The organism is Pseudomonas morbosilactucae, from assembly GCF_023241665.1.
Taxonomy (GTDB): domain Bacteria; phylum Pseudomonadota; class Gammaproteobacteria; order Pseudomonadales; family Pseudomonadaceae; genus Aquipseudomonas; species Aquipseudomonas morbosilactucae.
Map to the genome: position 1 here is coordinate 15,126 of NZ_JALQCX010000029.1, position 22,220 is coordinate 37,345.

Annotated in this window: 18 protein-coding genes; 7 read left to right on the plus strand and 11 right to left on the minus strand. The window is 61.6% G+C overall.

The annotated features are described in order from the left end of the window. Positions 1-11 precede the first annotated feature (11 nt). Both radA and M1B35_RS16350 read left to right on the plus strand, forming a co-directional pair. Positions 12-1,379, plus strand: coding sequence for a DNA repair protein RadA (radA, locus tag M1B35_RS16345; protein WP_123334820.1), 1,368 nt, complete (start codon positions 12-14; stop codon positions 1,377-1,379). A 33-nt stretch (positions 1,380-1,412) separates the two neighbouring features. After that, positions 1,413-2,141, plus strand: coding sequence for a hypothetical protein (locus M1B35_RS16350; protein WP_268262521.1), 729 nt, complete (start codon positions 1,413-1,415; stop codon positions 2,139-2,141). An 18-nt stretch (positions 2,142-2,159) separates the two neighbouring features. Here M1B35_RS16350 and M1B35_RS16355 read toward each other — a convergent pair whose 3' ends face one another. Beyond that, complete coding sequence (locus M1B35_RS16355; RefSeq protein ID WP_268262522.1) at positions 2,160-2,528, minus strand: PilZ domain-containing protein; 369 nt, start codon at positions 2,526-2,528, stop codon at positions 2,160-2,162. A gap of 53 nt (positions 2,529-2,581) precedes the next feature. Beyond that, complete coding sequence (locus M1B35_RS16360; RefSeq protein WP_123334826.1) at positions 2,582-3,043, minus strand: methyltransferase family protein; 462 nt, start codon at positions 3,041-3,043, stop codon at positions 2,582-2,584. Positions 3,044-3,275: 232 nt separating this feature from the next. Here M1B35_RS16360 and M1B35_RS16365 point away from each other — a divergent pair, with 232 nt between their 5' ends. The 3 genes from M1B35_RS16365 to yjiA all read left to right on the plus strand — a co-directional run bounded on the left by M1B35_RS16365 (position 3,276) and on the right by yjiA (position 6,644). Continuing rightward, positions 3,276-5,342, plus strand: a complete 2,067-nt coding sequence (locus M1B35_RS16365) for a carbon starvation CstA family protein (protein WP_123334828.1) — start codon at positions 3,276-3,278, stop codon at positions 5,340-5,342. A gap of 15 nt (positions 5,343-5,357) precedes the next feature. Further along, complete coding sequence (locus M1B35_RS16370; protein WP_123334830.1) at positions 5,358-5,555, plus strand: YbdD/YjiX family protein; 198 nt, start codon at positions 5,358-5,360, stop codon at positions 5,553-5,555. Positions 5,556-5,672: 117 nt separating this feature from the next. Then, positions 5,673-6,644, plus strand: coding sequence for a GTPase (gene yjiA / locus M1B35_RS16375; RefSeq protein WP_268262523.1), 972 nt, complete (start codon positions 5,673-5,675; stop codon positions 6,642-6,644). Between the two features lie 23 nt (positions 6,645-6,667). Here the strand turns inward: yjiA and M1B35_RS16380 are convergent, their stop codons facing one another. The 5 genes from M1B35_RS16380 to M1B35_RS16400 all read right to left on the minus strand — a co-directional run bounded on the left by M1B35_RS16380 (position 6,668) and on the right by M1B35_RS16400 (position 15,038). Then, on the minus strand, positions 6,668-7,363 hold the full coding sequence (locus tag M1B35_RS16380; protein WP_123334834.1) for a GntR family transcriptional regulator: 696 nt from the start codon (positions 7,361-7,363) through the stop codon (positions 6,668-6,670). Positions 7,364-7,400: 37 nt separating this feature from the next. After that, positions 7,401-8,114: a FadR/GntR family transcriptional regulator gene (locus M1B35_RS16385; protein WP_123334836.1), complete on the minus strand. Its 714-nt coding sequence runs from the start codon at positions 8,112-8,114 to the stop codon at positions 7,401-7,403. 79 nt (positions 8,115-8,193) lie between these two features. After that, positions 8,194-9,507 (minus strand): C4-dicarboxylate transporter DctA, encoded by a 1,314-nt coding sequence (locus tag M1B35_RS16390; protein WP_123334838.1) that lies wholly within the window; start codon positions 9,505-9,507, stop codon positions 8,194-8,196. A gap of 245 nt (positions 9,508-9,752) precedes the next feature. After that, positions 9,753-11,006, minus strand: a complete 1,254-nt coding sequence (gene glyA / locus M1B35_RS16395; RefSeq protein ID WP_123334840.1) for a serine hydroxymethyltransferase — start codon at positions 11,004-11,006, stop codon at positions 9,753-9,755. Positions 11,007-11,189: 183 nt separating this feature from the next. Beyond that, entirely contained in the window at positions 11,190-15,038 is a 3,849-nt protein-coding gene (locus M1B35_RS16400) for a bifunctional diguanylate cyclase/phosphodiesterase (RefSeq protein ID WP_123334842.1), read from the minus strand. Positions 15,039-15,322: 284 nt separating this feature from the next. Here M1B35_RS16400 and ettA point away from each other — a divergent pair, with 284 nt between their 5' ends. Both ettA and gdhA read left to right on the plus strand, forming a co-directional pair. Further along, positions 15,323-16,987, plus strand: coding sequence for an energy-dependent translational throttle protein EttA (gene ettA, locus M1B35_RS16405; protein ID WP_123334844.1), 1,665 nt, complete (start codon positions 15,323-15,325; stop codon positions 16,985-16,987). 313 nt (positions 16,988-17,300) lie between these two features. After that, entirely contained in the window at positions 17,301-18,638 is a 1,338-nt protein-coding gene (gdhA, locus tag M1B35_RS16410) for an NADP-specific glutamate dehydrogenase (protein ID WP_123334846.1), read from the plus strand. A 6-nt stretch (positions 18,639-18,644) separates the two neighbouring features. On the opposite strand, the gene M1B35_RS16415 is transcribed toward gdhA, so the two are convergent. The 4 genes from M1B35_RS16415 to M1B35_RS16430 form a co-directional block, all read right to left on the minus strand. Then, on the minus strand, positions 18,645-19,139 hold the full coding sequence (locus tag M1B35_RS16415) for a GreA/GreB family elongation factor (RefSeq protein WP_123334849.1): 495 nt from the start codon (positions 19,137-19,139) through the stop codon (positions 18,645-18,647). A gap of 71 nt (positions 19,140-19,210) precedes the next feature. Next, positions 19,211-19,567 carry a hypothetical protein gene (locus tag M1B35_RS16420; protein ID WP_123334851.1) on the minus strand — a complete coding sequence of 119 codons (357 nt, stop codon included), beginning with the start codon at positions 19,565-19,567 and terminating at the stop codon, positions 19,211-19,213. Between the two features lie 109 nt (positions 19,568-19,676). Next, positions 19,677-21,530 carry a DUF7840 domain-containing protein gene (locus M1B35_RS16425; RefSeq protein ID WP_123334854.1) on the minus strand — a complete coding sequence of 618 codons (1,854 nt, stop codon included), beginning with the start codon at positions 21,528-21,530 and terminating at the stop codon, positions 19,677-19,679. A 95-nt stretch (positions 21,531-21,625) separates the two neighbouring features. Further along, positions 21,626-22,114 carry a DUF3015 domain-containing protein gene (locus M1B35_RS16430; protein WP_123334856.1) on the minus strand — a complete coding sequence of 163 codons (489 nt, stop codon included), beginning with the start codon at positions 22,112-22,114 and terminating at the stop codon, positions 21,626-21,628. Positions 22,115-22,220 lie beyond the last annotated feature (106 nt).

Here is a 22,220-nt window from a genome sequence, read left to right on the forward strand (position 1 = left end):
CGGGGGTTCAGATGGCCAAGGCCAAGCGCATGTATGGCTGCACCGAGTGCGGCTCAACCTTTCCCAAGTGGGCCGGGCAATGCGGCGAGTGCGGGGCCTGGAACACCCTGACCGAAACCATGGTGGAAAGCGGCGGCGCTGCAGCGCCTACGGGGCGTACCGGCTGGGCTGGGCAGCAGGCGCAGATCAAGACCCTGGCTGAAGTCAGTGTTGAGGAAATCCCTCGTTTCTCCACCGCCTCCAGCGAGCTGGATCGCGTCCTCGGCGGTGGCCTGGTGGACGGTTCGGTGGTGCTGATCGGCGGTGACCCGGGCATCGGCAAGTCGACCATTTTGTTGCAAACCCTGTGCAATCTCGCCACGCGCATGCCGGCGCTCTACGTCACCGGCGAAGAGTCCCAGCAGCAGGTGGCCATGCGTGCCCGGCGTTTGGGGCTGCCCCAGGACAAGCTGCGGGTCATGACCGAAACCTGCATCGAAACCATCATCGCCACGGCCCGCCTGGAAAAGCCCAAGGTCATGGTGATCGACTCGATCCAGACGATCTTCACCGAACAGTTGCAGTCGGCGCCCGGCGGTGTGTCCCAGGTGCGCGAGAGTGCGGCGCTGCTGGTGCGTTACGCCAAGCAGAGCGGCACGGCGATTTTCCTGGTGGGCCACGTGACCAAAGAGGGCGCCTTGGCCGGACCGCGGGTGCTGGAGCACATGGTCGACACCGTGTTGTATTTCGAGGGCGAGTCCGACGGCCGCCTGCGTTTGCTGCGAGCGGTAAAAAACCGTTTCGGCGCAGTCAATGAGCTGGGTGTGTTCGGCATGACGGACAAGGGCCTGAAGGAAGTTTCCAACCCGTCGGCGATTTTCCTCACCCGAGCCCAGGAAGAAGTGCCGGGCAGCGTGGTCATGGCCACGTGGGAGGGCACTCGGCCGATGCTGGTGGAAGTCCAGGCCCTGGTGGATGACAGCCATCTGGCCAACCCGCGCCGGGTCACCCTCGGCCTGGACCAGAACCGGTTGGCCATGTTGCTGGCGGTGTTGCATCGCCACGGTGGCATCCCCACCCACGACCAGGACGTGTTCCTCAACGTGGTGGGCGGGGTCAAGGTGTTGGAAACCGCGTCTGACCTGGCGTTGATGGCGGCGGTCATGTCCAGTTTGCGCAACCGCCCGCTGCCCCACGACCTGCTGGTGTTTGGCGAGGTGGGCCTGTCGGGTGAAGTGCGCCCCGTGCCCAGCGGCCAGGAGCGCCTCAAAGAGGCGGCCAAGCATGGCTTCAAACGGGCCATCGTGCCCAAGGGCAACGCACCGAAAGAGTCGCCGCCGGGCTTGCAGATCATCGCGGTGACGCGTCTGGAACAGGCGCTGGATGCACTTTTTGAATAAATCGGATTCGGCCTCAATGAAAGGAAATCAATGATGGGCATAACACGCTGGGCAGTTTGCACGCTGGGGTTGGGCATGCTCTGCCACCTCGGCCTGGCGGTCGCGGAACCGGGCGAGCTACCGGAAGGTTATCGGGTGGCGCAGCAGGTGCTGGTGGGCGATGGCTCGGTGCTTGAGGTGCTGGAAGACCTGCGCATCACCCCGCAATTGCATGCCGCCAGTTGGGGCAACTCGCTGGATGCGGAGGCGTTTGACGAGTCCGAAGACGGCGATCAGCCACCGGCCCTGGAGGCTCAGGCGCGCTGGCTGGCTGATTCGGGAGAGGTGCTGGCGCAGAAGGCCCTGGGTTATCCCTTGGCCACAGTAGAGAAGGCCCCAATCAATGGCCTGCCGTCCCCGGTGTTTTTCCTGACCGTCGACCAGACCGCCCCGATGGGCAGTTACAGCGGCCCGGCCACCGAAATCCTGATGCCGTTGCAACATCAGCTCGACCCGGTGCTGTTTGTCTCCGAAAGCGGTGAGAAGCATCCCCTGGTGCTGGCCCAGACCGGCAAGGCTGCCTGGCAGATCGTGGCCGCCAGCGGTGGCGCCACCGAATCGATCCAGCAGGTGTCTTCGGCCTCTTCGGCAGACAACGAGGAGTTCGTCACCACCTATCGCACCTACCGTTACCTGAATGGGCAATGGACGGCCGCCGGGCGCCAGCAAGCCGGTTATTGGGACACGGAAAGCGAGTTTCCCCCGCCGGCGAATTTCCCCTGAGTGAATGCAGGGTGTTGATCAGATTTCGATCAGCGCCCCCAGTTCGCGCTCCAGCTCCTCCGGGTCCCCCAGGTTCAGCTCGATCAGGCGCCTTAGGTGTTCAATCGACGCCAGGTCGATGTGCACGCAGACGAAACCCAGTTGCCCGTGGTCGTCATGGGCCAGTTGCACTTCCATGCGCACATCGGCGTCGTTGCCCAGATGAATGTCGGCTGCGAAGGTCTGGCTGGCGTCGCCCTGCCAGGGTTCGGGGCGCTGGATCAGCAAGCCCTTGAGTGACAGGTCGAGCAGTTGCACCGACCAGCGGTTGGGCCCCTGGCTCAGTTCGGTCCTGGCATCGAAGGCGATGCGTTTGAAACGGCGGCGATCAGCGTGGTGCTCGCTCATGGTCTGGCCCTCTGCATGGTGAAATGACTATAGACCCCGGTTTCGATCAGTCGCTAGAGCCAGCGCCGCACCTTGCGACAATAGTCACGGTAGCCCTCGCCGAACTGCGCCAGCAGTTGCCTCTCATCGGGCCCGATCACGCTGAGGTTCATCAGCATCAGCAGGGGCATCAGCAGCAACCAGGGCCAAAGGCTGCCCATCAGCAAGGCAATGGCGCAATAACCCAGGGTGTCCCCCAGGTTGATCGGGTTGCGCGACACCGCAAAGGGGCCGTCGCGCAGCAGTTGCCGTGGCTGGTTGAAGTTGCTGCTGGTGGTGTGTTGCTGGCGAAAGCGCCACATGGCCCAGAACGACAACCCCTGCCCACCGACGATCAGGGCGACGGAAAGGGCTCTGATCCAGTCATTGACGAGCAGGGGCAGGGGGAGCCAGTCGGCCAGGAACAGGGCGCAGGTGATGAACAGCAAATACAGCAGGGGCGGTGGCAGTGGTGGCTGTTCGGAGGGGGCGGGCATGGCGATACCTGACAAGTTGCACTCAAGGTTGCGACCCTGTTCGCGCCCGGCTGGTTCAGCCGGGGTTGGGTGTGGGTTTCGAGAGGGGCGTATCGAGCCGCTTCCAAGGCGTTCCAACAACCCTCAAATTGGCAAAAGAAGGCTCTAGACCAACGTGGGGGGTGGTCTTTGGGACGGTTAGCGCTAAACTCCGTTTGGCTGTCTTTCTGTCCACCCTGGCTGGAATAAAAAAATGAAAAATAATAATAGCCTGCTACGCCACTTACCCTGGCTGCTGCTGGCAATCGTAGGAGCGTGCGCCCTTGGCGTAGTGGCATTGCGTCGCGGCGAGGCGATCAACGCCTTGTGGATTGTGGTCGCTGCAGTGGCCATTTATCTGGTTGCGTACCGTTACTACAGCCTGTTCATCGCTAACAACGTGATGCAACTCGATCCACGTCGGGCCACCCCCGCCGTGCTCAACAACGATGGTCTGGACTACGTCCCTACCAACAAACACATTCTTTTCGGTCACCACTTCGCGGCGATTGCCGGTGCAGGCCCCTTGGTCGGTCCGGTGTTGGCAGCGCAGATGGGCTATCTGCCCGGTACGCTCTGGCTGATTGCCGGCGTGGTGCTGGCGGGTGCGGTACAGGATTTCATGATCCTGTTCCTTTCCACGCGTCGTAACGGTCGCTCCCTGGGGGACATGGTCCGCGAAGAAATGGGCCGGATTCCCGGGACCATTGCGCTGTTTGGCTGCTTCCTGATCATGATCATCATCCTCGCGGTGCTGTCGCTGATTGTGGTCAAGGCCTTGGCCGAGAGCCCGTGGGGCATCTTCACGGTGATGGCAACTATCCCGATCGCGATGTTCATGGGCGTGTACATGCGCTACATCCGCCCGGGCCGCATCGGTGAAATCTCCATCATCGGCGTGCTGTTGCTGCTGGGTTCGATCTGGCTGGGCGGGCAGATTGCCGCTGATCCGGTATGGGCCAAAGCCTTCACGTTCACCGGGATCCAGATCACCTGGATGCTGGTCGGTTACGGTTTTGTGGCGGCGGTACTGCCGGTATGGCTGATCCTCGCCCCGCGCGACTACCTGTCGACCTTCCTCAAGATCGGTACCATCATCGCCCTGGCGATCGGCATCCTGATCACCATGCCCGACCTGAAAATGCCGGCGCTGACTCAATTTGTCGACGGCACTGGCCCGGTGTGGAAGGGCGGCCTGTTCCCGTTCCTGTTCATCACCATCGCCTGTGGTGCGGTTTCCGGCTTCCATGCGCTGATCTCCTCGGGCACCACGCCCAAGTTGCTGGCCAATGAGGCCCACTCGCGCTATATCGGCTACGGCGGCATGTTGATGGAGTCCTTCGTGGCCATCATGGCCATGGTCGCTGCATCGGTGATCGAGCCTGGCGTGTACTTCGCCATGAACAGCCCGGCTGCCGTGGTCGGTGCCGATGTGGTGTCTGTGGCACAAACCGTCAGCAGCTGGGGCTTCGCCATTACCCCGGAAGCGCTGCAAGCGGTCGCCCATGACATCGGTGAAACCACCATCCTGGCTCGCGCCGGCGGTGCGCCGACCCTGGCGGTCGGTATCGCGCAGATCCTGCACAGTGTGCTGCCGGGTGAAAACACCATGGCGTTCTGGTATCACTTTGCGATCCTGTTTGAAGCGCTGTTCATCCTGACCGCTGTCGACGCCGGTACCCGTGCCGGTCGATTCATGCTGCAGGACTTGCTCGGCTCCTTCGTCCCGGCCCTCAAGCGTACCGAGTCCTGGACCGCCAACCTGATTGCGACTGCAGGCTGTGTGGCGATGTGGGGTTACCTGCTGTATCAAGGCGTGATCGACCCGCTGGGTGGCATCAACACCTTGTGGCCGCTGTTCGGTATCTCCAACCAGATGCTCGCCGGTATCGCGCTGATGCTCGCCACCGTTGTGCTGATCAAAATGAAGCGCCAACGCTACATCTGGGTGACCATGCTGCCGGCTATCTGGCTGCTGATCTGCACCACGTCCGCAGGCTTCATCAAGCTGTTCGACGCCAACCCGGCGATCGGCTTCCTGTCGCTGGCGAAGAAATACAGCGACGCCCTGGCTAACGGGCAAATCCTGGCTCCGGCCAAGAGCATCGAGCAGATGCAGCACGTTATCTGGAACGCCTACACCAACGCCACGCTGACGGTGCTGTTCCTGCTGGTGGTCTTCAGCATCCTGTTCTATGCGCTCAAGGTCGGTGTCGCCGCCTGGGGCAATAAGCAACGGACGGATAAAGAATCGCCATTCCAGGCTGTTCCGGACGCGTAATAGAGGGTTGCGAACATGTTCAATGACTTGAGTCGCCTCGGTAAATACCTCGGTCAGGCCGCGCGCCTGATGGTCGGCATGCCCGACTACGACAACTACGTCGAGCATATGCAAACCAAGCACCCGGACAAGCCGATGATGTCGTACGAGGCGTTCTTCCGCGAACGCCAGGAGGCACGTTACGGCGGCAAGGGCGGTCCGAAGTGCTGTTGAACCACAGCGTTTAAGCCACACCCATGTAGGAGCCCGGTTTGTGGGCGATGGCGGTCTTGAGACCGTTATCGCCGGCAAGCCCGGCTCCTACATTTTTTTTGCGTGGGAGATCCTGTTTTGCAAAATCCTATTCCCGTCACCGTACTCAGCGGCTTTCTTGGCGCGGGCAAGACCACCTTGTTGCGCCATCTGCTCAAGGCCGAGCACGGCTTGAAAATCGCCGTGATCGAAAACGAATTCAGCGACGCCGGTATCGACACCCAGCTGTTGGGCGATGAGCCGGTGCAGGTGATGACGCTGTCCAACGGCTGCGTCTGCTGCACCATTCACACCGACCTGACCAAGGCCCTGTACCTGCTGCTGGAGCGCCTGGACAGCGGTGAGATCGCCTTTGACCGATTGGTGATCGAGTGCACCGGGCTGGCCGATCCGGCCCCTGTGGCCCAGACCTTTTTCATCGATGAAGAGCTGCGCGAGCGCTACATTCTCGACGGCATCATTACCTTGGTAGACGCCAAGCACGCCGAGCACCATCTGACCCAGACCATCGCCCAGGCGCAGATCGGCTTTGCCGACCGTTTGCTGGTGAGCAAGCGCGACCTGGTGGACGACGCAGCCTTTGATGCCTTGTGCGAACGCCTGACCCGTATCAACCGGCGGGCAGCGATCCGCGTGGTGGACCACGGCCGTATCGACCTGGCTGAGCTGCTGGATGTGCGCGGCTTCAACCTCAACGCCGACTTGGGCGGCGGGCTGAGCCTGCGCCCGGTGAGCAAGGCGCCCTCAGTGGACCGGATTTCCAGCCTGGTGCTGCGTACCGAGCAGCCCCTGGACCTGGACCGCCTCAGCGAGTTCATGAATGAGCTGCTGGAAGATCACGGCAAGCAATTGCTGCGCTACAAAGGCGTGCTGAGCGTTATCGACGAGCCGCGGCGCATGGTGTTCCAGGGCGTGCTCAAGCTCTATGGCTTCGATTGGGACACCGAGTGGGCCGAAGGCGAAGTGCGGGAGAGCGTGATGGTGTTCATCGCAGACGACCTGCCGGAAGAGAAGATCCGGCAGGGTTTCGAGAGGATGTTGGGGCGCTGAGGTCTTCGCCGGCAAGCCGGCTCCTACAGGCTGCCTAGCAGGCGCTGTTCCAAGTGATCGAGGTGCTGGTTCATCAGCGCTTCGGCCTTTTCGACATCGGCGTCCTGCACCGCATCGACAATGCTTGAGTGCTCTTGCCAGGCGCAGTAGTTGCGAGCCCGGCCCTCGAACTGGGCGATGGCCAGGGAGGTCAGCGGCACCAGGCTGCCGAGGAAGTGCGCCAGAGGAGCATTGCCGGCCACCTCGGCCAGTTGCAGATGAAACTCCCCTGATAAACGAATCGCCGGGCCGCGCTGATCACGCTCGATGGCCTCGCGTTCGCGCGCCAACAACTGGCGCAAGGGCAGCAACTGCCTTTGTGGCTGCTGGCAGGCCAGGCGCACCAGGGTGGTTTCCGTGAGCCGCCGGGCGTGCAGGATCTGCCGGGTCTGCTCGGCATCCGGCGCTGCCACCCGTGGCCGATGATTGGGCTGCAAGATCACCACCTGTTGATGGGACAGCCGCGCCAGGACTTGGCGGATGATGCTGCGGCTGACGCCGAACGCCTGGCCCAGGTTGTCTTCGGTAAAGCGGCTGCCGGGGGCGATGCGCTGCTCGAGAATGGCGTCGAAAATCTGCGGGTAGACGTCGTCCACCAGCAGGGTGCGTTCACCGTTGTGGCGCCGGGGCAGGCTGGCGGCCAGGGTGAACGGGTTGTTTTTAAAGGCGTAGCTGACCATGGCGTGGTGTCCCCTCCGGTTGCAGACGTTCAAACCATCACGGGGTTATCTGGCCCAGATGATCGTCCGGAATATTCAGTTCAATTCCCATGCGCTGGCCTTCCATCAGGATATGCCGACGCATTTCGGCACTGGCCAGGGCGCTGTTCTTGCTGCGGATGGCACGCACCACCGCTTCGTTTTCCTGCAGTCGTTCGGCCAGGTGTTCCGGCGAGTTACGCAGGACCTGGGCGCTCTGCTTGAGGGCATTGCTGGTTTGTTGCACCACGTTCTGGAAGATCGGGTTGGAAGTCAGGGTGAACAATTCTTCGTGGAAGGCGATGTAGGCGTTCATCCCGGCTTCGCTGTCGTTGGCTTCCAGGGCTTCGCGCATGTCCATGAGGGTCAGGCGCAGTTGGCCGACTTCCTTGCTGCTGATGGATTGCGCCACCAGGCCGACGATAAAGGGCTCGAGGGTGTAGCGCAGTTGCAGCACATCCTCGAGGCTGGCGCCGGCCACGCCGCTGTCGCTGGCCGGGGTGTCATCCAGGGGCGCATCCAGTACCACCACGCCCTTGCCGGGCATGGAGCGCACCAGGCCCAGGGTTTCCAGGACCGTCACCGCTTCGCGCAGGCTAGGGCGGCTGATGCCCAGTTGTTCGGCCAGTTCGCGTTGTCCGGGCAGCATGTCGCCGGAGCGCCACTGGCCCCGGGCCAACGCGGCCCGCAGCTTTTCCACCACTGAATTTACGACTGTCGACGAGCTGATCACTGTTTACTCCATGGGTTATCGGTCATGGCGCCACGCTGGGCGCCGATGAGTGTGCCTGCCCGAGGCAGGCACGAACGGGTCAGAATTCCTGCGGCTGGGTGCCCGGCGCTGGCTTTCTTGGCTGGAAAACATAGCCTTGTTGGCCGCTCAGTACCTTGTCGGCCCGCTGCAGGTCGATGTCTTTCTCCCAGCGCGCGATGGCCACGGTGGCCACGCAGTTGCCGATCAGGTTGGTCAGGGCGCGGCCGATGCCCATGAACCAGTCCACCGCCAGCACCAGCACCAGGCCCACCACCGGAATGGCCGGGATCGCGGTCAGGGTCGCTGCCAGGATCACCAGGGCCGAACCGGGAATACCGTGTGCGCCTTTGGAGGTGATCAGCGACACCAGCAAGATGGTCAGCAGGTCGGACATCGACAACGGCGTGCCGGTGGCGTTGGCGATAAAGACGATGGCCAGGGTCAGGTAGATGGAGAAACCGTCGAGGTTGAACGAGTAGCCGGTGGGGATGACCAGGCCGACCGTGGAGCTGCCGATGCCCAGGTGTTCAAGCTTGCGCATGATCTGCGGCAGCACGGCGTCCGAAGAGGCGGTGCCGAGAACAATCATCAGCTCTTCGCGCAGGTACTTGAGGAACGGCAGCATGGGCAGGCCCGCCACACGCATCACCACGCCCAGGATCACCGCCACAAAGGCGAAGCAGGTCAGGTAGAACAGGCCCACGAGGCTGCCCAGGTGCTGCAATGAATCCACCCCGTATTTGCTGGTGGTGAAGGCGATCGCACCAAACACGCCGATGGGCGCCAGGCGCACGATCATGCCCATGATGCGGAAGATCACATGGCTGAGTTCGTTGATCAGGCGGGAGATGCCGGACGCCGCTTCACCCACCAGGTTCAGGGCGCTGCCGAACAGCACGGAGAACAGCAGTACCTGAAGGATGTTGTTATCGGCAAAGGCGCCGATGACCGAGTTCGGAATCAGGTTCATCAGGAACTGGGCGGTGCCCTGCATGTGCTGGCCGCGCTGGGCGAGGTCGCCGACGTCGGCGCTGGACAGCTGCTCCAGATGGATGTTGGCGCCGCTGCCGATGCCGGTACTGAAGGCCATGACCAGGCCCAGTACCAGGGCAACGGTGGTCAGTATTTCGAAGTAGATCACCGACTTCAGGCCGATGCGCCCAACCTTCTTCAGGTCACCGGCACCCGAGATGCCACTGACCACCACACAGAATACGATCAGGCCGATCAGCATTTTGATCAGCTTGATGAAGCCGTCGCCCAGTGGTTTGAGTTGAGAGGAGAATTCGGGGAGTGCGAGTCCGCACACAACGCCGAGGATCAGTCCGAGGACTACTTGGAGGAAAATCGAACGCGAGCACCATCTGAGCATGGGAGGGATCCTGATCGGTGTCCTGGCTGCCATGCGCGGGGCGCTATGGATTCAGGACTTAATTATTGTGGTCTTACCGGTATGTCCAGTGCAGCCGCAGTCTACGCTCGGACTTTAGGGGGTTACAAGGGGCTGTGAATAAATTGGCTTTACCGGTCTGACCAGTGGCGATCCGGGTCAATGACAGGCGAAAAAAAGCCCGGCACTCAGGCCGGGCTTTTTCGTGCTGCGGTGTAACGGGCTGATTAAGCGCCGTATACCGGCAGTTTTTTGCAGATGGCTTTGACCTTTTCACGTACGGCATCGATCACCGCTTCGTTGTTCAGGTCGGCCAGGATGTCGCAGATCCAGCCAGCCAGTTCCTTGCACTCGGCTTCCTTGAAGCCACGAGTGGTCACAGCCGGAGTGCCGAAGCGCAGGCCGGAGGTGACGAACGGGGAGCGTGGATCGTTTGGCACGGAGTTCTTGTTCACGGTGATGAACGCTTTGCCCAGAGCGGCGTCGGCGTCTTTACCGGAGATTTCCTGCTTGATCAGCGACAGCAGGAACAGGTGGTTTTCAGTACCGCCGGACACCACGTCAAAACCGCGCTCGATGAACACGCTGGCCATGGCCTGGGCGTTTTTCACCACTTGCTGCTGGTAAGTCTTGAACTCAGGCTGCAGGGCTTCCTTGAAGCAGATCGCTTTGGCTGCGATCACGTGCTCCAGCGGGCCACCTTGGGCGCCTGGGAATACAGCAGAGTTCAGCTTCTTCTCGATGTCGGCGTTGGCGCGAGCCAGGATCAGGCCGCCACGAGGACCGCGCAGGGTCTTGTGAGTGGTGGTGGTGACCACGTCAGCGAAAGGCACCGGGTTCGGGTAGACGCCAGCGGCGACCAGACCGGCCACGTGGGCCATGTCGACGAACAGGTACGCGCCGACTTTGTCAGCGATTTCGCGGAAGCGCGGGAAGTCGAGGATCTGCGAGTAGGCAGAGAAACCGGCCACGATCATTTTCGGCTTGTGCTCGACGGCCAGGCGCTCGACTTCGTCGTAGTCGATCAGACCGTTGGCGTCGATGCCGTATTGAATGGCGTTGTACAGCTTGCCGGAGGAAGAAACGCTGGCGCCGTGGGTCAGGTGACCACCGTGGGCCAGGCTCATGCCCAGGATAGTGTCGCCAGCCGACAGCAGAGCCAGGTAAACGGCGCTGTTGGCTTGGGAGCCGGCGTGCGGCTGGACGTTGGCGTAATCGGCGCCGAACAGTTCCTTGGCACGGTCGATGGCCAATTGCTCAACCACGTCGACGTACTCGCAGCCGCCGTAGTAGCGCTTGCCTGGGTAACCTTCGGCGTATTTGTTGGTCAGCACCGAGCCTTGAGCTTCCATCACCGCTGGGCTGGTGTAGTTTTCCGAAGCGATCAGCTCGATGTGCTCTTCCTGGCGCTGAGCTTCTTGCTCCATGGCGGCAAAGAGATCGGCGTCGTACTTGGCAATAGTCAAATCACGGCTGAACATGGCGGTCCTCAAGGATCGGGGGGCAGAAAAGGGAGGCATTCTAACCCAATGGCTTTTAGAAGGCATATGAAAGGACATCATGTCGCAGAGAAGCAGGGTTCAAGTGACGAGCTGCAAGCGGCAAGTCAAAGCGAACCGCTCCTCTCTCGCCGCTTGAAGCTTGAAACGTGCCGCTGCTACCCATCAATCAAACATGAATAACGCGTCATTGCTGAACTGCGCTTCAAACCGATTGGCCGGCATCGGGCGGCCGAACAAGTAGCCTTGTACTTCGTCGCAGCCGTGCTCACGCAGGAAGTCCAATTGTTCGTGGGTTTCCACGCCCTCGGCGATCACCGCCAGGTTCAGGCTGTGGGCCATGGCGATGATGGCCCGGGCAATCTGCGCATCCTGTTCACCGGACGGCAGGCCGTCGACGAAGGTGCGGTCGATTTTCAGCACGTCGATGGGGAACTGCTTGAGGTAGTTCAGGGATGAATAGCCGGTGCCGAAGTCGTCCACCGCGATGCTCAGGCCGAGGTTTTTCAGGCCGTCGAGGATCTGCATCGCTTCGCTGACTTCGCGCATCAGGATACTTTCGGTCAGTTCCAGCTCCAGGCACGCCGGCGGCAGGCCGGTGTCCCTGAGAATGGTGGCGATCCGCGTGCCCAGTTGGCCGTCGGAGAATTGCCGCGCCGAGATGTTCACCGACACTTTCGGCACTCGCACCTTAGCCTGGTGCCAGGCCTTGAGCTGGCGGCAGGCTTCGCTGATGACCCAGTCGCCCACGTCCACCACCAGGCCCAGCTCTTCGAGTACCGGAATGAAATCCCCCGGCGGCACCAGCCCGCGGCGCGGATGGCGCCAGCGCAACAGGGCCTCGGCACCGGTCAGGCGCTTGCCGTCGCCGCTGAACTGCGGCTGGTAATAGAGCACGAACTCTTCCTGCTCCAGGGCGTGGCGCAGGTCGCTTTCCAGCTCCAGGCGCTCCAGGGCGCTGGCGTTCATGTCCGCCTGGTAGAACTGGAAGTTGTTCTTGCCGCGTTCCTTGGCGTGGTACATCGCGGTGTCGGCGTTCTTCATCAACTGGCTCAGCTCGTTACCGTCCTGAGGGCTCAGGGCGATACCGATACTGGCGGTGACGAAGAACTCCCGGCCTTCGAGGACGAAGGGTTTGACCAGGCTGGCGAGGATCTGCTCGGCCACGTGGATCGCTCGGTTCAGGGCCATCTCACGGCTGGCGCGTGGTTGCAGCAGCAGAGTGAATTCGTCGCCGCCCATGCGAGCCACGGTGTCGTCATCGTCGACGCAGCCCAGCAGGCGCGTGGCCATTTCCTTGAGCATGCGGTCGCCGGCGGCGTGGCCGAGGGAGTCGTTGATCGGTTTGAAACGGTCGAGGTCGAGGAACATCAGCACCACCCAGGACTTCTGCCGCTCCGCCGATTGCAGCGCGGTGTGCAGGCGGTCCTGGAACAGGGTGCGGTTGGGCAGGTGGGTCAGGGCGTCGTAGTAGGCGAGGCGGTGAATGCGCTGCTCACTGGCTTTGCGCTCACTGATGTCGCTGAAGAAGCACACGTAGCTGGCCAGGTCGCCTTCGTCGTCGAGTACCGCGGTAATGCCGACCCAGGCCGGGTAGTGCTCGCCGTTGCGCCGCTTGAGCCAGACTTCGCCTTCCCAGGTGCTGTGCTGGTGCAGTTGCTTGAGCACGTAGCGCAGGTGGGCTTCCTGCTGGTTGTCGACGGTGAGCATGTTGGGCAACTGGTCCAGCACCTGGGACACGGCATAGCCGCTGACCCGGCTGAACGCTTCGTTGGCCTGGACGATATAACCCGCAGGGTCGGTGATGAGGATCGCCGACGTCGAGTGCTCGAATACCGTGGCGGCCATGCGCAGGTCTTTTTCCGCGCGGCGCTGTTGGCTGATGTCGCGGCCGACGCCGAGCACGCCTTCGAAGCCCCCTTGTTCATCCCAGACCAGTACCAGGCGCAGCTCGATGGGGATCTTGCGCCCATCGCCACGCAGGCAGTCGAAGAGGAACAGCTGGGTCTGCACCTGGCTGCGCAACTCGGCCAGTTGCTCGGGTTTGTCCAGGGCCTTGCTGACCCGGTCCATCAAGGTATAGATGCCGGTCAGTTGCTGGGGGTTGGCGATGGTCGATTGCCAGCCGTTCTGGAAGATCCAGTCCACGTCGTAACCCAGCACGGCTTGCACCGACGGGCTGACGTAGTTGAGGGACAGTTGGCTGTCGGTGGAGAAGATCACGTCGCTGATGCTTTCGGCGAGCATGCGGTAGCGCTGCTCGCTATCACGCAGGGACTCGCTGGCCTCGATCTGATCGGTGATGTCCTTGGCCACTCCGATGATGCGTGTGACCTGGTCGTACTTGTCCCGTGCCAGGGCCTGTTCGCGGATCTCGAAGCGTCGCCACTGGCCGCTGCGGTGGCGGAAACGCAACTGGCATTGCAGCAGTTGCGCGTAGCCCGCATGGCGCTGTTCCTGGCGCAGGCGATGGTAGAGGTCGGCATCTTCGGGGTGCAGAAGGATTTCCCAGAAGTATTCGCCCATCTGGTGCAGTTCGGTCTTGTTGTAGCCGAGGGTCTGGCCCAGGTGGTGGTTGCTGAAAATCATCCGCTGGCTGATCACGTCCTGCACATACAGGTGATCGGGCACGGTGCGCACCACGTCGGACCAGAAACCCTCGCGCTCCAGCAGCGACAGTTCGATCAGCTTGCGGCTGGTGATGTCGCTGATGCTGAGGATCACCGCGCGATAGTCGGCTGGGTCTTCCGGCAGGCGCAGCACCAGCCACAGATGCTGGTCGTGGCCCTGGGCGTCGCTGAGCTTGATCTCCAGCTCCAGCTGTTTCTGCTGGTTGAGCACGGCGTCCAGCAACTGGCTGCCAATCGCGTTGCCATTGAGTGCGCAGCCGTCGATCAACAGCTTCCAGGCCTGTTCGCAGGAGTCGACATTGAGCAGGCGCAGGGCGACCTGGTTGACTTCGGTGACCCGCAGTTCGCGCAGCAATTGCAGGCGTTGCTGCGGACTCTGTTCCTGCCAGCGCTTGAGCTGCTCGCTATTGCGCAAATGAGCCTTGTCCAGTTGCCCAGGCAGGCCGGAAACATCCAGCACACACAGGGCTACGCCGGTGCCTTCGAAAATGTCCTGGTAGCGGCGGCGGCCTTCGTGCAATTGGCGCTGGCGGCGGCGCATGTTCAACAGGGCGATCACCGGCAGCAGGGAGAACGCCAGCCCCAGGAGGCATTTGCCGATAAAGGCTGGCAGCAGTTGTTCAATCACCGCCCGTTCGTCGAAAAGGCCGCGCAGTTGCCAGTCGCTGTTGCTCAAGGGCGTCACCAGCACGCTGTCGGCCATGTCTTCCGGGCTCAACAGGCCGGGCTTGGCCAAATCGGGGTGGGTGCGGCTGACCACCAGTCGGGTGAGGCGGTTTTCCAGGACCCAGGCCGGTTTTTGCGCGGTTTCCTGGTCCCTAATCAACGTCTGGAAGAAGCTCGGTGCCAGGCGCAGCACCCAGTAACCCCTGACCGAGCCGCTGGGTTGGTGCATTAACAGGGTGACCAGCGAACCGTCGCTCTCGTTGCTGAAGTAGTAGCGCTGGCCGTGGCTGCGCTGCACCAGCTCCGCCAGCCAGGCCGCGTCCAGGGAGGTGCTGGCGCTGTCATTGACGATCTGACCGGAGGCATCCAGCAGGGCGATACTGCGCACATCCGGCAACGACAACTGGAGCTTTTGCAGCAGTTGTTGCTGTTGTTCGGCGGTGTGGGGTTGTTCGACGATCGGTAGCAGATTCAGAGCGATCTGCGCATTAAGGGCCAGGTTCAGGCTCAGGTGATCGGCCTGGTCGGCACTGTAGTCGATGGCGTATTGCTGCTGGACCTTGCGGGTTTTCTGCAGTTGGTCGAGCAGTTGCCAGAACAGCAAGGCCAGGAGTAATAGCACCAGCGTCGCCAGTGCACCTTTAAGGGTGCCGCGCAGGGGGGAGCCGGGCGCAGGGATAGGCGCACGCGCGGGCGGTGGCGAAGTGACGTTGGGCAAGCTGTGATCCTGCGGTTTGGCTGGGCTGGCGCGACGTGCACTATAAGCCGGACGCCCGAAGGGCGGCTAGCATGCCTTGAGTTGTGGCAAAGTGCCAGTCCCGCTTGGCTGGACCTTGATCCGCCATTGAGGTAGTTTTGCCCGCTACACATAGGGGCGTTCCAGCTCCAGATCATCAGGTTTCTGTTCACGCCGGCATCGATTTGCGTCCATGCCGGCGCTGCGCATGGCCTGACACGGGCAGCGCCCGCTTCTATTCATCAGTCACTGACGCTAGGTTCACCATGGCTCAATACGTCTTCACCATGCATCGGCTGAGCAAAGTTGTTCCGCCGAAGCGGGAAATCCTGAAAAACATTTCTCTGTCCTTCTTCCCCGGCGCCAAGATCGGCGTACTCGGCCTCAACGGTTCGGGTAAGTCCACGTTGTTGAAAATCATGGCCGGCGTTGACACCGAGTTCGATGGTGAAGCGCGCCCGATGCCTGATCTGAATATCGGCTACCTGCCCCAGGAGCCGCAGCTGGATCCGACCAAGACCGTACGTGAAGTGGTCGAGGAAGCGGTCAGCGTGATCAAGGACGCCCAGGCCCGCCTGGACGAGGTCTACGCCGCCTACGCCGACCCGGATGCCGACTTCGACAAGCTGGCCGCTGAACAGGCCAAGCTCGAAGCCATCCTGCAAGCCAGCGACGGCCATAACCTGGAGCGTCAGTTGGAAGTCGCCGCCGACGCCCTGCGCCTGCCAGCCTGGGACGCGAAGGTCGAGCACCTGTCCGGTGGTGAAAAGCGTCGTGTGGCCCTGTGCCGCCTGCTGCTGTCTGCCCCGGACATGCTGCTGCTCGACGAACCAACCAACCACTTGGACGCTGACTCCGTGGCCTGGCTGGAGCATTTCCTCCACGACTTCCCGGGCACCGTGGTTGCGATCACGCACGACCGGTACTTCCTCGACAACGTCGCGGGCTGGATTCTGGAACTCGACCGCGGCGCCGGTATTCCTTACGAGGGCAACTACTCGGGTTGGCTGGAAGCCAAGTCCGACCGTCTGGCCCAGGAATCCAAGCAGCAGTCGGCCCATGAAAAGGCCATGAAAGAAGAGCTGGAATGGGTGCGCAAAGGCGCCAAGGCTCGTCAGTCGAAATCCAAGGCTCGTCTGCAACGCTTTGAAGAAATGCAGTCCCAGGAATTCCAGAAGCGCAGCGAAACCAACGAGATCTACATCCCGGCCGGTCCGCGCCTGGGTGACAAGGTCATCGAGTTCAAGAACGTCACCAAGGGTTACGGCGATCGCGTACTGATCGACAACCTGTCGTTCGCCATGCCCAAGGGCGCCATCGTCGGCGTGATCGGCGGTAACGGTGCGGGTAAATCCACCCTGTTCCGTATGCTGATGGGCAAGGAAACCCCGGATTCCGGCAGCATCGAAATCGGTGAAACCGTGCAACTGGCGTGCGTCGATCAGAGCCGTGACGACCTGGACGGCAGCAAGACGGTGTTCCAGCAGATTTCCGATGGCTCGGACCAGATCCGCATCGGCAACTACGAAATTCCGTCCCGCACCTACGTGGGTCGTTTCAACTTCAAGGGCGGCGACCAGCAGAAGTTCGTCAAGGACCTGTCCGGTGGTGAGCGCGGTCGCTTGCATCTGGCCCTGACCTTGAAAGAGGGCGGCAACGTCCTGCTGCTCGACGAACCGTCCAACGACCTCGACGTTGAAACCCTGCGTTCCCTGGAAGAAGCCCTGCTGGACTTCCCAGGCGCCGCCATTGTGATCTCCCACGATCGGTGGTTCCTGGACCGTGTGGCCACTCACATCCTGGCCTACGAAGACGATTCGCAAGCCGTGTTCTTCGAAGGCAACTACACCGAGTACGAAGCCGATCGTAAGAAACGCCTCGGCGAAGCGGCTGCTCAACCGCACCGCGTGCGTCACAAGAAGCTGGCCTGATAAGGTCGCTGCTTGAACAGAACGGAGCCTTCGGGCTCCGTTTTTTTTGCCCTCTTTTCGACCCACTGGCAGCGACATTTCTGTAGGAGCCGGCTTGCCGGCGATCCACTTTTTCGCCTCACCAAAAGCGTGCGGCTCAGGCAGGAAGTGCCACCAATCCGGTGCACAAACCCCCTGAAAATCGTCGCCATTTATATTTAATGCACCATTTAAATTCATAACTGCGACATTTTGCGCTGTCGCGGTGCGATTTGAATTGATAAAGTCCCGGGCAAATCTCCCCTTAACGACAATAAATTTGCCGAGACTTCCCATGATCGAATCCGTCGAAGACTTCCTTGCCCGTCTGAAAAAACGCGACCCGGACCAGCCTGAATTCCACCAGGCCGTGGAAGAAGTACTGCGCAGTCTGTGGCCCTTTCTGGAGGCCAACCCGCACTACCTGACCTCGGGCATTCTCGAGCGTATTTGTGAGCCGGAACGCGCCGTGGTGTTTCGCGTTTCCTGGGTCGACGACCAGGGCAAGGTCCAGGTCAACCGCGGCTTCCGTATCCAGATGAACAGCGCCATCGGTCCGTACAAGGGCGGTTTGCGCTTCCATCCATCGGTGAATCTCGGGGTGCTGAAATTCCTCGCCTTCGAGCAGACCTTCAAGAATTCCCTGACGTCCCTGCCCATGGGCGGCGGCAAGGGCGGTTCGGACTTCAACCCCAAGGGCAAGAGCGACGCCGAGGTGATGCGCTTCTGCCAGGCCTTCATGAGCGAGCTGTATCGTCACATCGGCGCCGATGTGGACGTGCCCGCCGGTGACATCGGTGTCGGTGCCCGGGAGATCGGTTTCCTGTTTGGCCAGTACAAACGCCTGAGCAACCAGTTCACTTCAGTGCTGACCGGCAAGGGCATCAGCTACGGCGGCAGCCTGATTCGTCCTGAAGCCACCGGTTTTGGCTGTGTGTACTTCGCTGAAGAAATGCTCAAGCGCCGTGACCAGCGGGTTGAAGGCAAGCGCGTGGCGATCTCCGGTTCCGGCAACGTGGCGCAATACGCGGCACGCAAAGTCATGGACCTGGGCGGCAAGGTGATTTCCCTGTCGGATTCCGAAGGCACCCTGTACTGCGAGTCCGGCCTGAGCGAAGAGCAATGGCAAGCGGTGCTGGAGTTGAAGAACGTCAAGCGCGGGCGCATCAGTGAGCTGGCCAGCCAGTTCGGCCTGGAGTTCCTGGCCGGCCAGACGCCGTGGACCCTGGCCTGCGACATCGCCCTGCCGTGCGCCACACAGAATGAGCTGGACGCCGATGCGGCCCGCGCTTTGTTGCGTCAGGGCTGCATCTGCGTGGCCGAAGGCGCGAACATGCCGACCACCCTGGAGGCTGTGGATATCTTTATCGAGGCGGGCATTCTGTTCGCACCGGGCAAGGCATCGAACGCCGGTGGCGTGGCCGTCAGCGGTCTGGAAATGTCACAGAACGCCATGCGCCTGTTGTGGACTGCCGGAGAGGTAGACACCAAGCTGCACGCCATCATGCAGTCGATTCACCACGCCTGCGTGCACTACGGTGAAGAGAACGGTCGGATCAACTACGTCAAAGGCGCCAACATCGCTGGCTTCGTCAAAGTCGCTGATGCGATGCTGGCACAAGGCGTGGTTTGAGTCGTTTCAGGCCGGCTCGATGCGGATGATCTCGATCAACTGATCCCCAGCCGGCCTTTTCCACAGCACCTCATCGCCGGGTTGCGCGCCAAGCAGGGCGCGACCCAAAGGCGAGCCCCAGTTGATCAGGCCCTGGCCGACATCGGCCTGATCTTCTCCCACCAGTTGCACCTGCTGCTCGTTCCCCTGTTCATCCGCGAAGGTCACTCGGCTGCCGATCTGCACCTGTTGGGTGGAGGTGGCGGGCGCGGTGAGCTGGGCGCTTTGCAGGCGCTGATTGAAGTAGCGCAGGTCCCGCTCCAGGTCGGCCAGCCGCTGTTTGTCCGCAGCATCGCCCTGGGCGCTGTGTTCGCTGTGCTGGGTTTGCAACTGCGTGACCTTGGCCTGCAACGCGGCAAGGCCTTGGGGTGTGACGTAATTGGGCTGGGTGCTGACCAGGCGCTCAACCGGCGTGTCGGCCTGATCGGCAGCCTGGTCTTCGTTGACGAATGCGCGGCTCATGGCAATTCTCCGAAGGTGGAGGTTGGACCCTGCTCGCAGCCTTTTAGTGTCGACGGTTATCCGAGAGCGGCTCACTGCGAACGATAGGCGCGGGCGGCGTCACGGTCCTTCTCTTGCTGCCAGGCCCGTTCCCGCTCATCCCAATGGTGTTCACGGTATTCGGTGCGATCCTGATTTTCCAGCATGGCCTGACACTGCCTGAAACCGTCGCTCCAGCCTTCGGCATATTGCGCGTCCTTGAGGTAGCGCGGCACGTTCTTGCGGAACTCGCCGGTGATGGCGCCGGCCGCTTGCCGGCCACTGACACAGCCATCATCGAAACCATCGGCAAAGGCCGGTGGATAGCCCTGGGCAAGCAAATGCTCGTGGGTGGACTCGCACCCGCCGATCACCAGAAAAAGCACCACTAACCACCCGAACCGCCACATGCCTGACTCCTACGCCGGATTACGGCTGATGGCATCAGTCTAGAAGTCGATTCGTCGCTACCTCGTGAAAGCCAGGTGAAGAATTAGCAGGCCAATGCGGCTGTTGCCCCTAGTAGTGGTACCACTTGAGTTCCAGCATCACTTCATTCTCGGCGGTGGCCAGGTGGCTGAATTCGCGTTGCGCGCTGAGGCGCAGACCGAGGTTGCGTGACAGCTCCCACTGTTGGTTGAGACTCAGGCTGCGGCGGACTTCGCCATTGGTGAAGTAGTCGCCCTTGGCTTCCACGCTGAAGTTGCCCAGCGGGTTTTTCCACAGCAAGCCAGTGTTGAACCCGGCGGCCGGGGAGATAAAGGCCGAGAAGTCGTTATTGTGCTCGACCCGCACGGTACCCAGGGCAAAGCCCAGGGTGTTCTCGCCCAACTGCCAGGTGCCACCGGCGCCGCCATTGACGTGGCTGACCAGGGTCTCATCGTCATGCTTGCCCGGCACGCGCTCCAGGCCGCCGGTGACTTGCCAGGACCAGGGCTGCAGCAGTTCGTTGCGCGGCGTCAGGGAGCGAATGGTGGCCAGGTCCAATTGCTGCAACTGCCAACGATTGCCTTCGTACTGGCGCAGTTTCATTTGCAGGATTTCAATCTGCGCGCCCAGGGGGAAACCTTCGGCGTTGTCGTTGAGGTCGTGATAGGCCATGCGCAGGCCGTACTCGCCAAACGCCTGGTCGCCCCGGGTGCCGATACCGACTTGCCAGGTGCGGGATTCGTGGCCGTCTTCCGGTAGGCCGGGGCGCTCGATCTGCAACTCTGGCGCAGGGTTGCGGTTGATTGCCCGGAGCAGTTCGAAGCTGCGCTGCGAGCGCGCAGGGTCGCGCTCCTGGCCGTTGGCCCGGTAGCGCTCCAGGCGATAGGCCGCGTCGACGATCAGCGCCTGGCGATCCCTTGGCAGGGCTTTGAAGTCGGCGTCTTGCAGGTGCTGCTGATCGGCGCTGACCTTGAGCACCCATTGCTGCTCCTCGCCGTTCAGGGGCTCGGCGCGGCTGAGCAGTTCACGCTCACGGGACGGTCGATAGTCGATCTTTTCCACCAGCCCGGCTTCCTTCACCGCCTTGACGGTGTCGGTGGGGATCGCAGTCAGAGGGAATTGCTCGGTCAGCTTCAGGCCCGGGCGCGCCACTTGCAGCAACTCCAGCAAGCGATAGGAGCAGTTCTCGTCGAAGAAGAAGTAGTCGAACTGGATCTGCTTGAGTTCCCAGACGTGCTCGACCATGCGCTCGGTTTCAACCTGGGTCAGGTTCAGCCGGTATTCCCAGAGGTCGCGGTTTTCCAGGCTGCGGTATTCCGAGAGTTTCTCCTGGTAGGGCACCAGGGCGAACAGGCCCGGGTAACCACCCATCAGGCCTTTCCAGGCGTAGAGGATGCTGTTGTCCGAGCCTTCGATGTAGGCGCCGAAGTTGATGGCGTAGCTGAGCAGGGCGGTGTTGTTGCTTTGCACGTCGGCCTGGTCGATACGCAGCAGGGTGTGGCCGAACATCGACGACGGGCTGTTGAGGTAAGCCGCCGGGAAGATCATCACCGCGCTGTGGGGCGCGACGTCCTTGAACCACTGCTTGAATTCGCTGCAGGCCACGGTGGGCAGGTCGGTGAGTTGTAACTGGTCCTTGAGCCAGCGGGTGCGTGCCGGGTACACACATTGGGCGTGCTGCTCACCGGCGCTGGCCGGGGCGTACAGGGCTTGCAGGGTGGCGGCCAGTTCGGCGTCAGGGTGCTGCGCGCCGTCTTTGGCGAGGAAAAACTTCGCGTCGCTGACGTAGCTGCGCCAGCCGCCCAGCTTGGCGCTCTCGTAGTGCCCCAGGGAGATCCAGAACGGATCATTGGCCAACTGCTGCAAACGTGGATTGTCGATAGCGGGCGCGGCGGACAGCGGGGCGCAGACACAGAGCGCCAGGTAGGCAAGGCGTTTGAGCATGGTGGGCAACTTAAGTCGAAAGAAACAAAGGCCCGTTAAGGGTCAGCTCCCAAAAAACAAAAGCCCGCTCTTGGGGAAGAGCGGGCGGGTCGAGCTTAAGCTGGAGTTGCGTACTTGGCCAGACGAGCGTCGCTTTTCAGCACGGCCAGGGTGTTGGTGTGCACATCATCCGCAGTCACGTCGGCTTTGCTGAAGATCTGTTGGAAGTGCTCATGGGTAACAGCGGCGAAATGCGCGCGGTCTTCAGGAGCAACGCCCAGCACCACAGCGTAGGTGGTCAGTGCTTCGCCCTGACCTTTGGCCATGTCTTCAGAGAGCTCGTTCATCATGCCATTCATGGCAATCCAGGATTTACCGCCATAAGTCAGTGCCGAGTTGGTCGAGCAACCGTTGGTGCCGGAAGTCATACCGAACGTGGCGTTGCCGGAGGTGCCGTTGGTGGTGGAAGCCAGGAAATGCGCCGGGGTGCCACGCTGACCTTCGAACAGCATGTTGCCCCAACCACAATCCGGACCGCCTGGCGCTTGGGCCATGGCGTTGATGGATACTGCGGTGAAAAGAGTACCGAGAAGAATCCGTTTCATAGCTGTGTTCTCTTTGTGTGCAAACCAATGGACAAGGGGTGCTGGCCAATGTCAGCGCCAGTTGGGCCGGTTATTAGTCCAGCCGCGCAGTTTGGAGTTTAGGCAG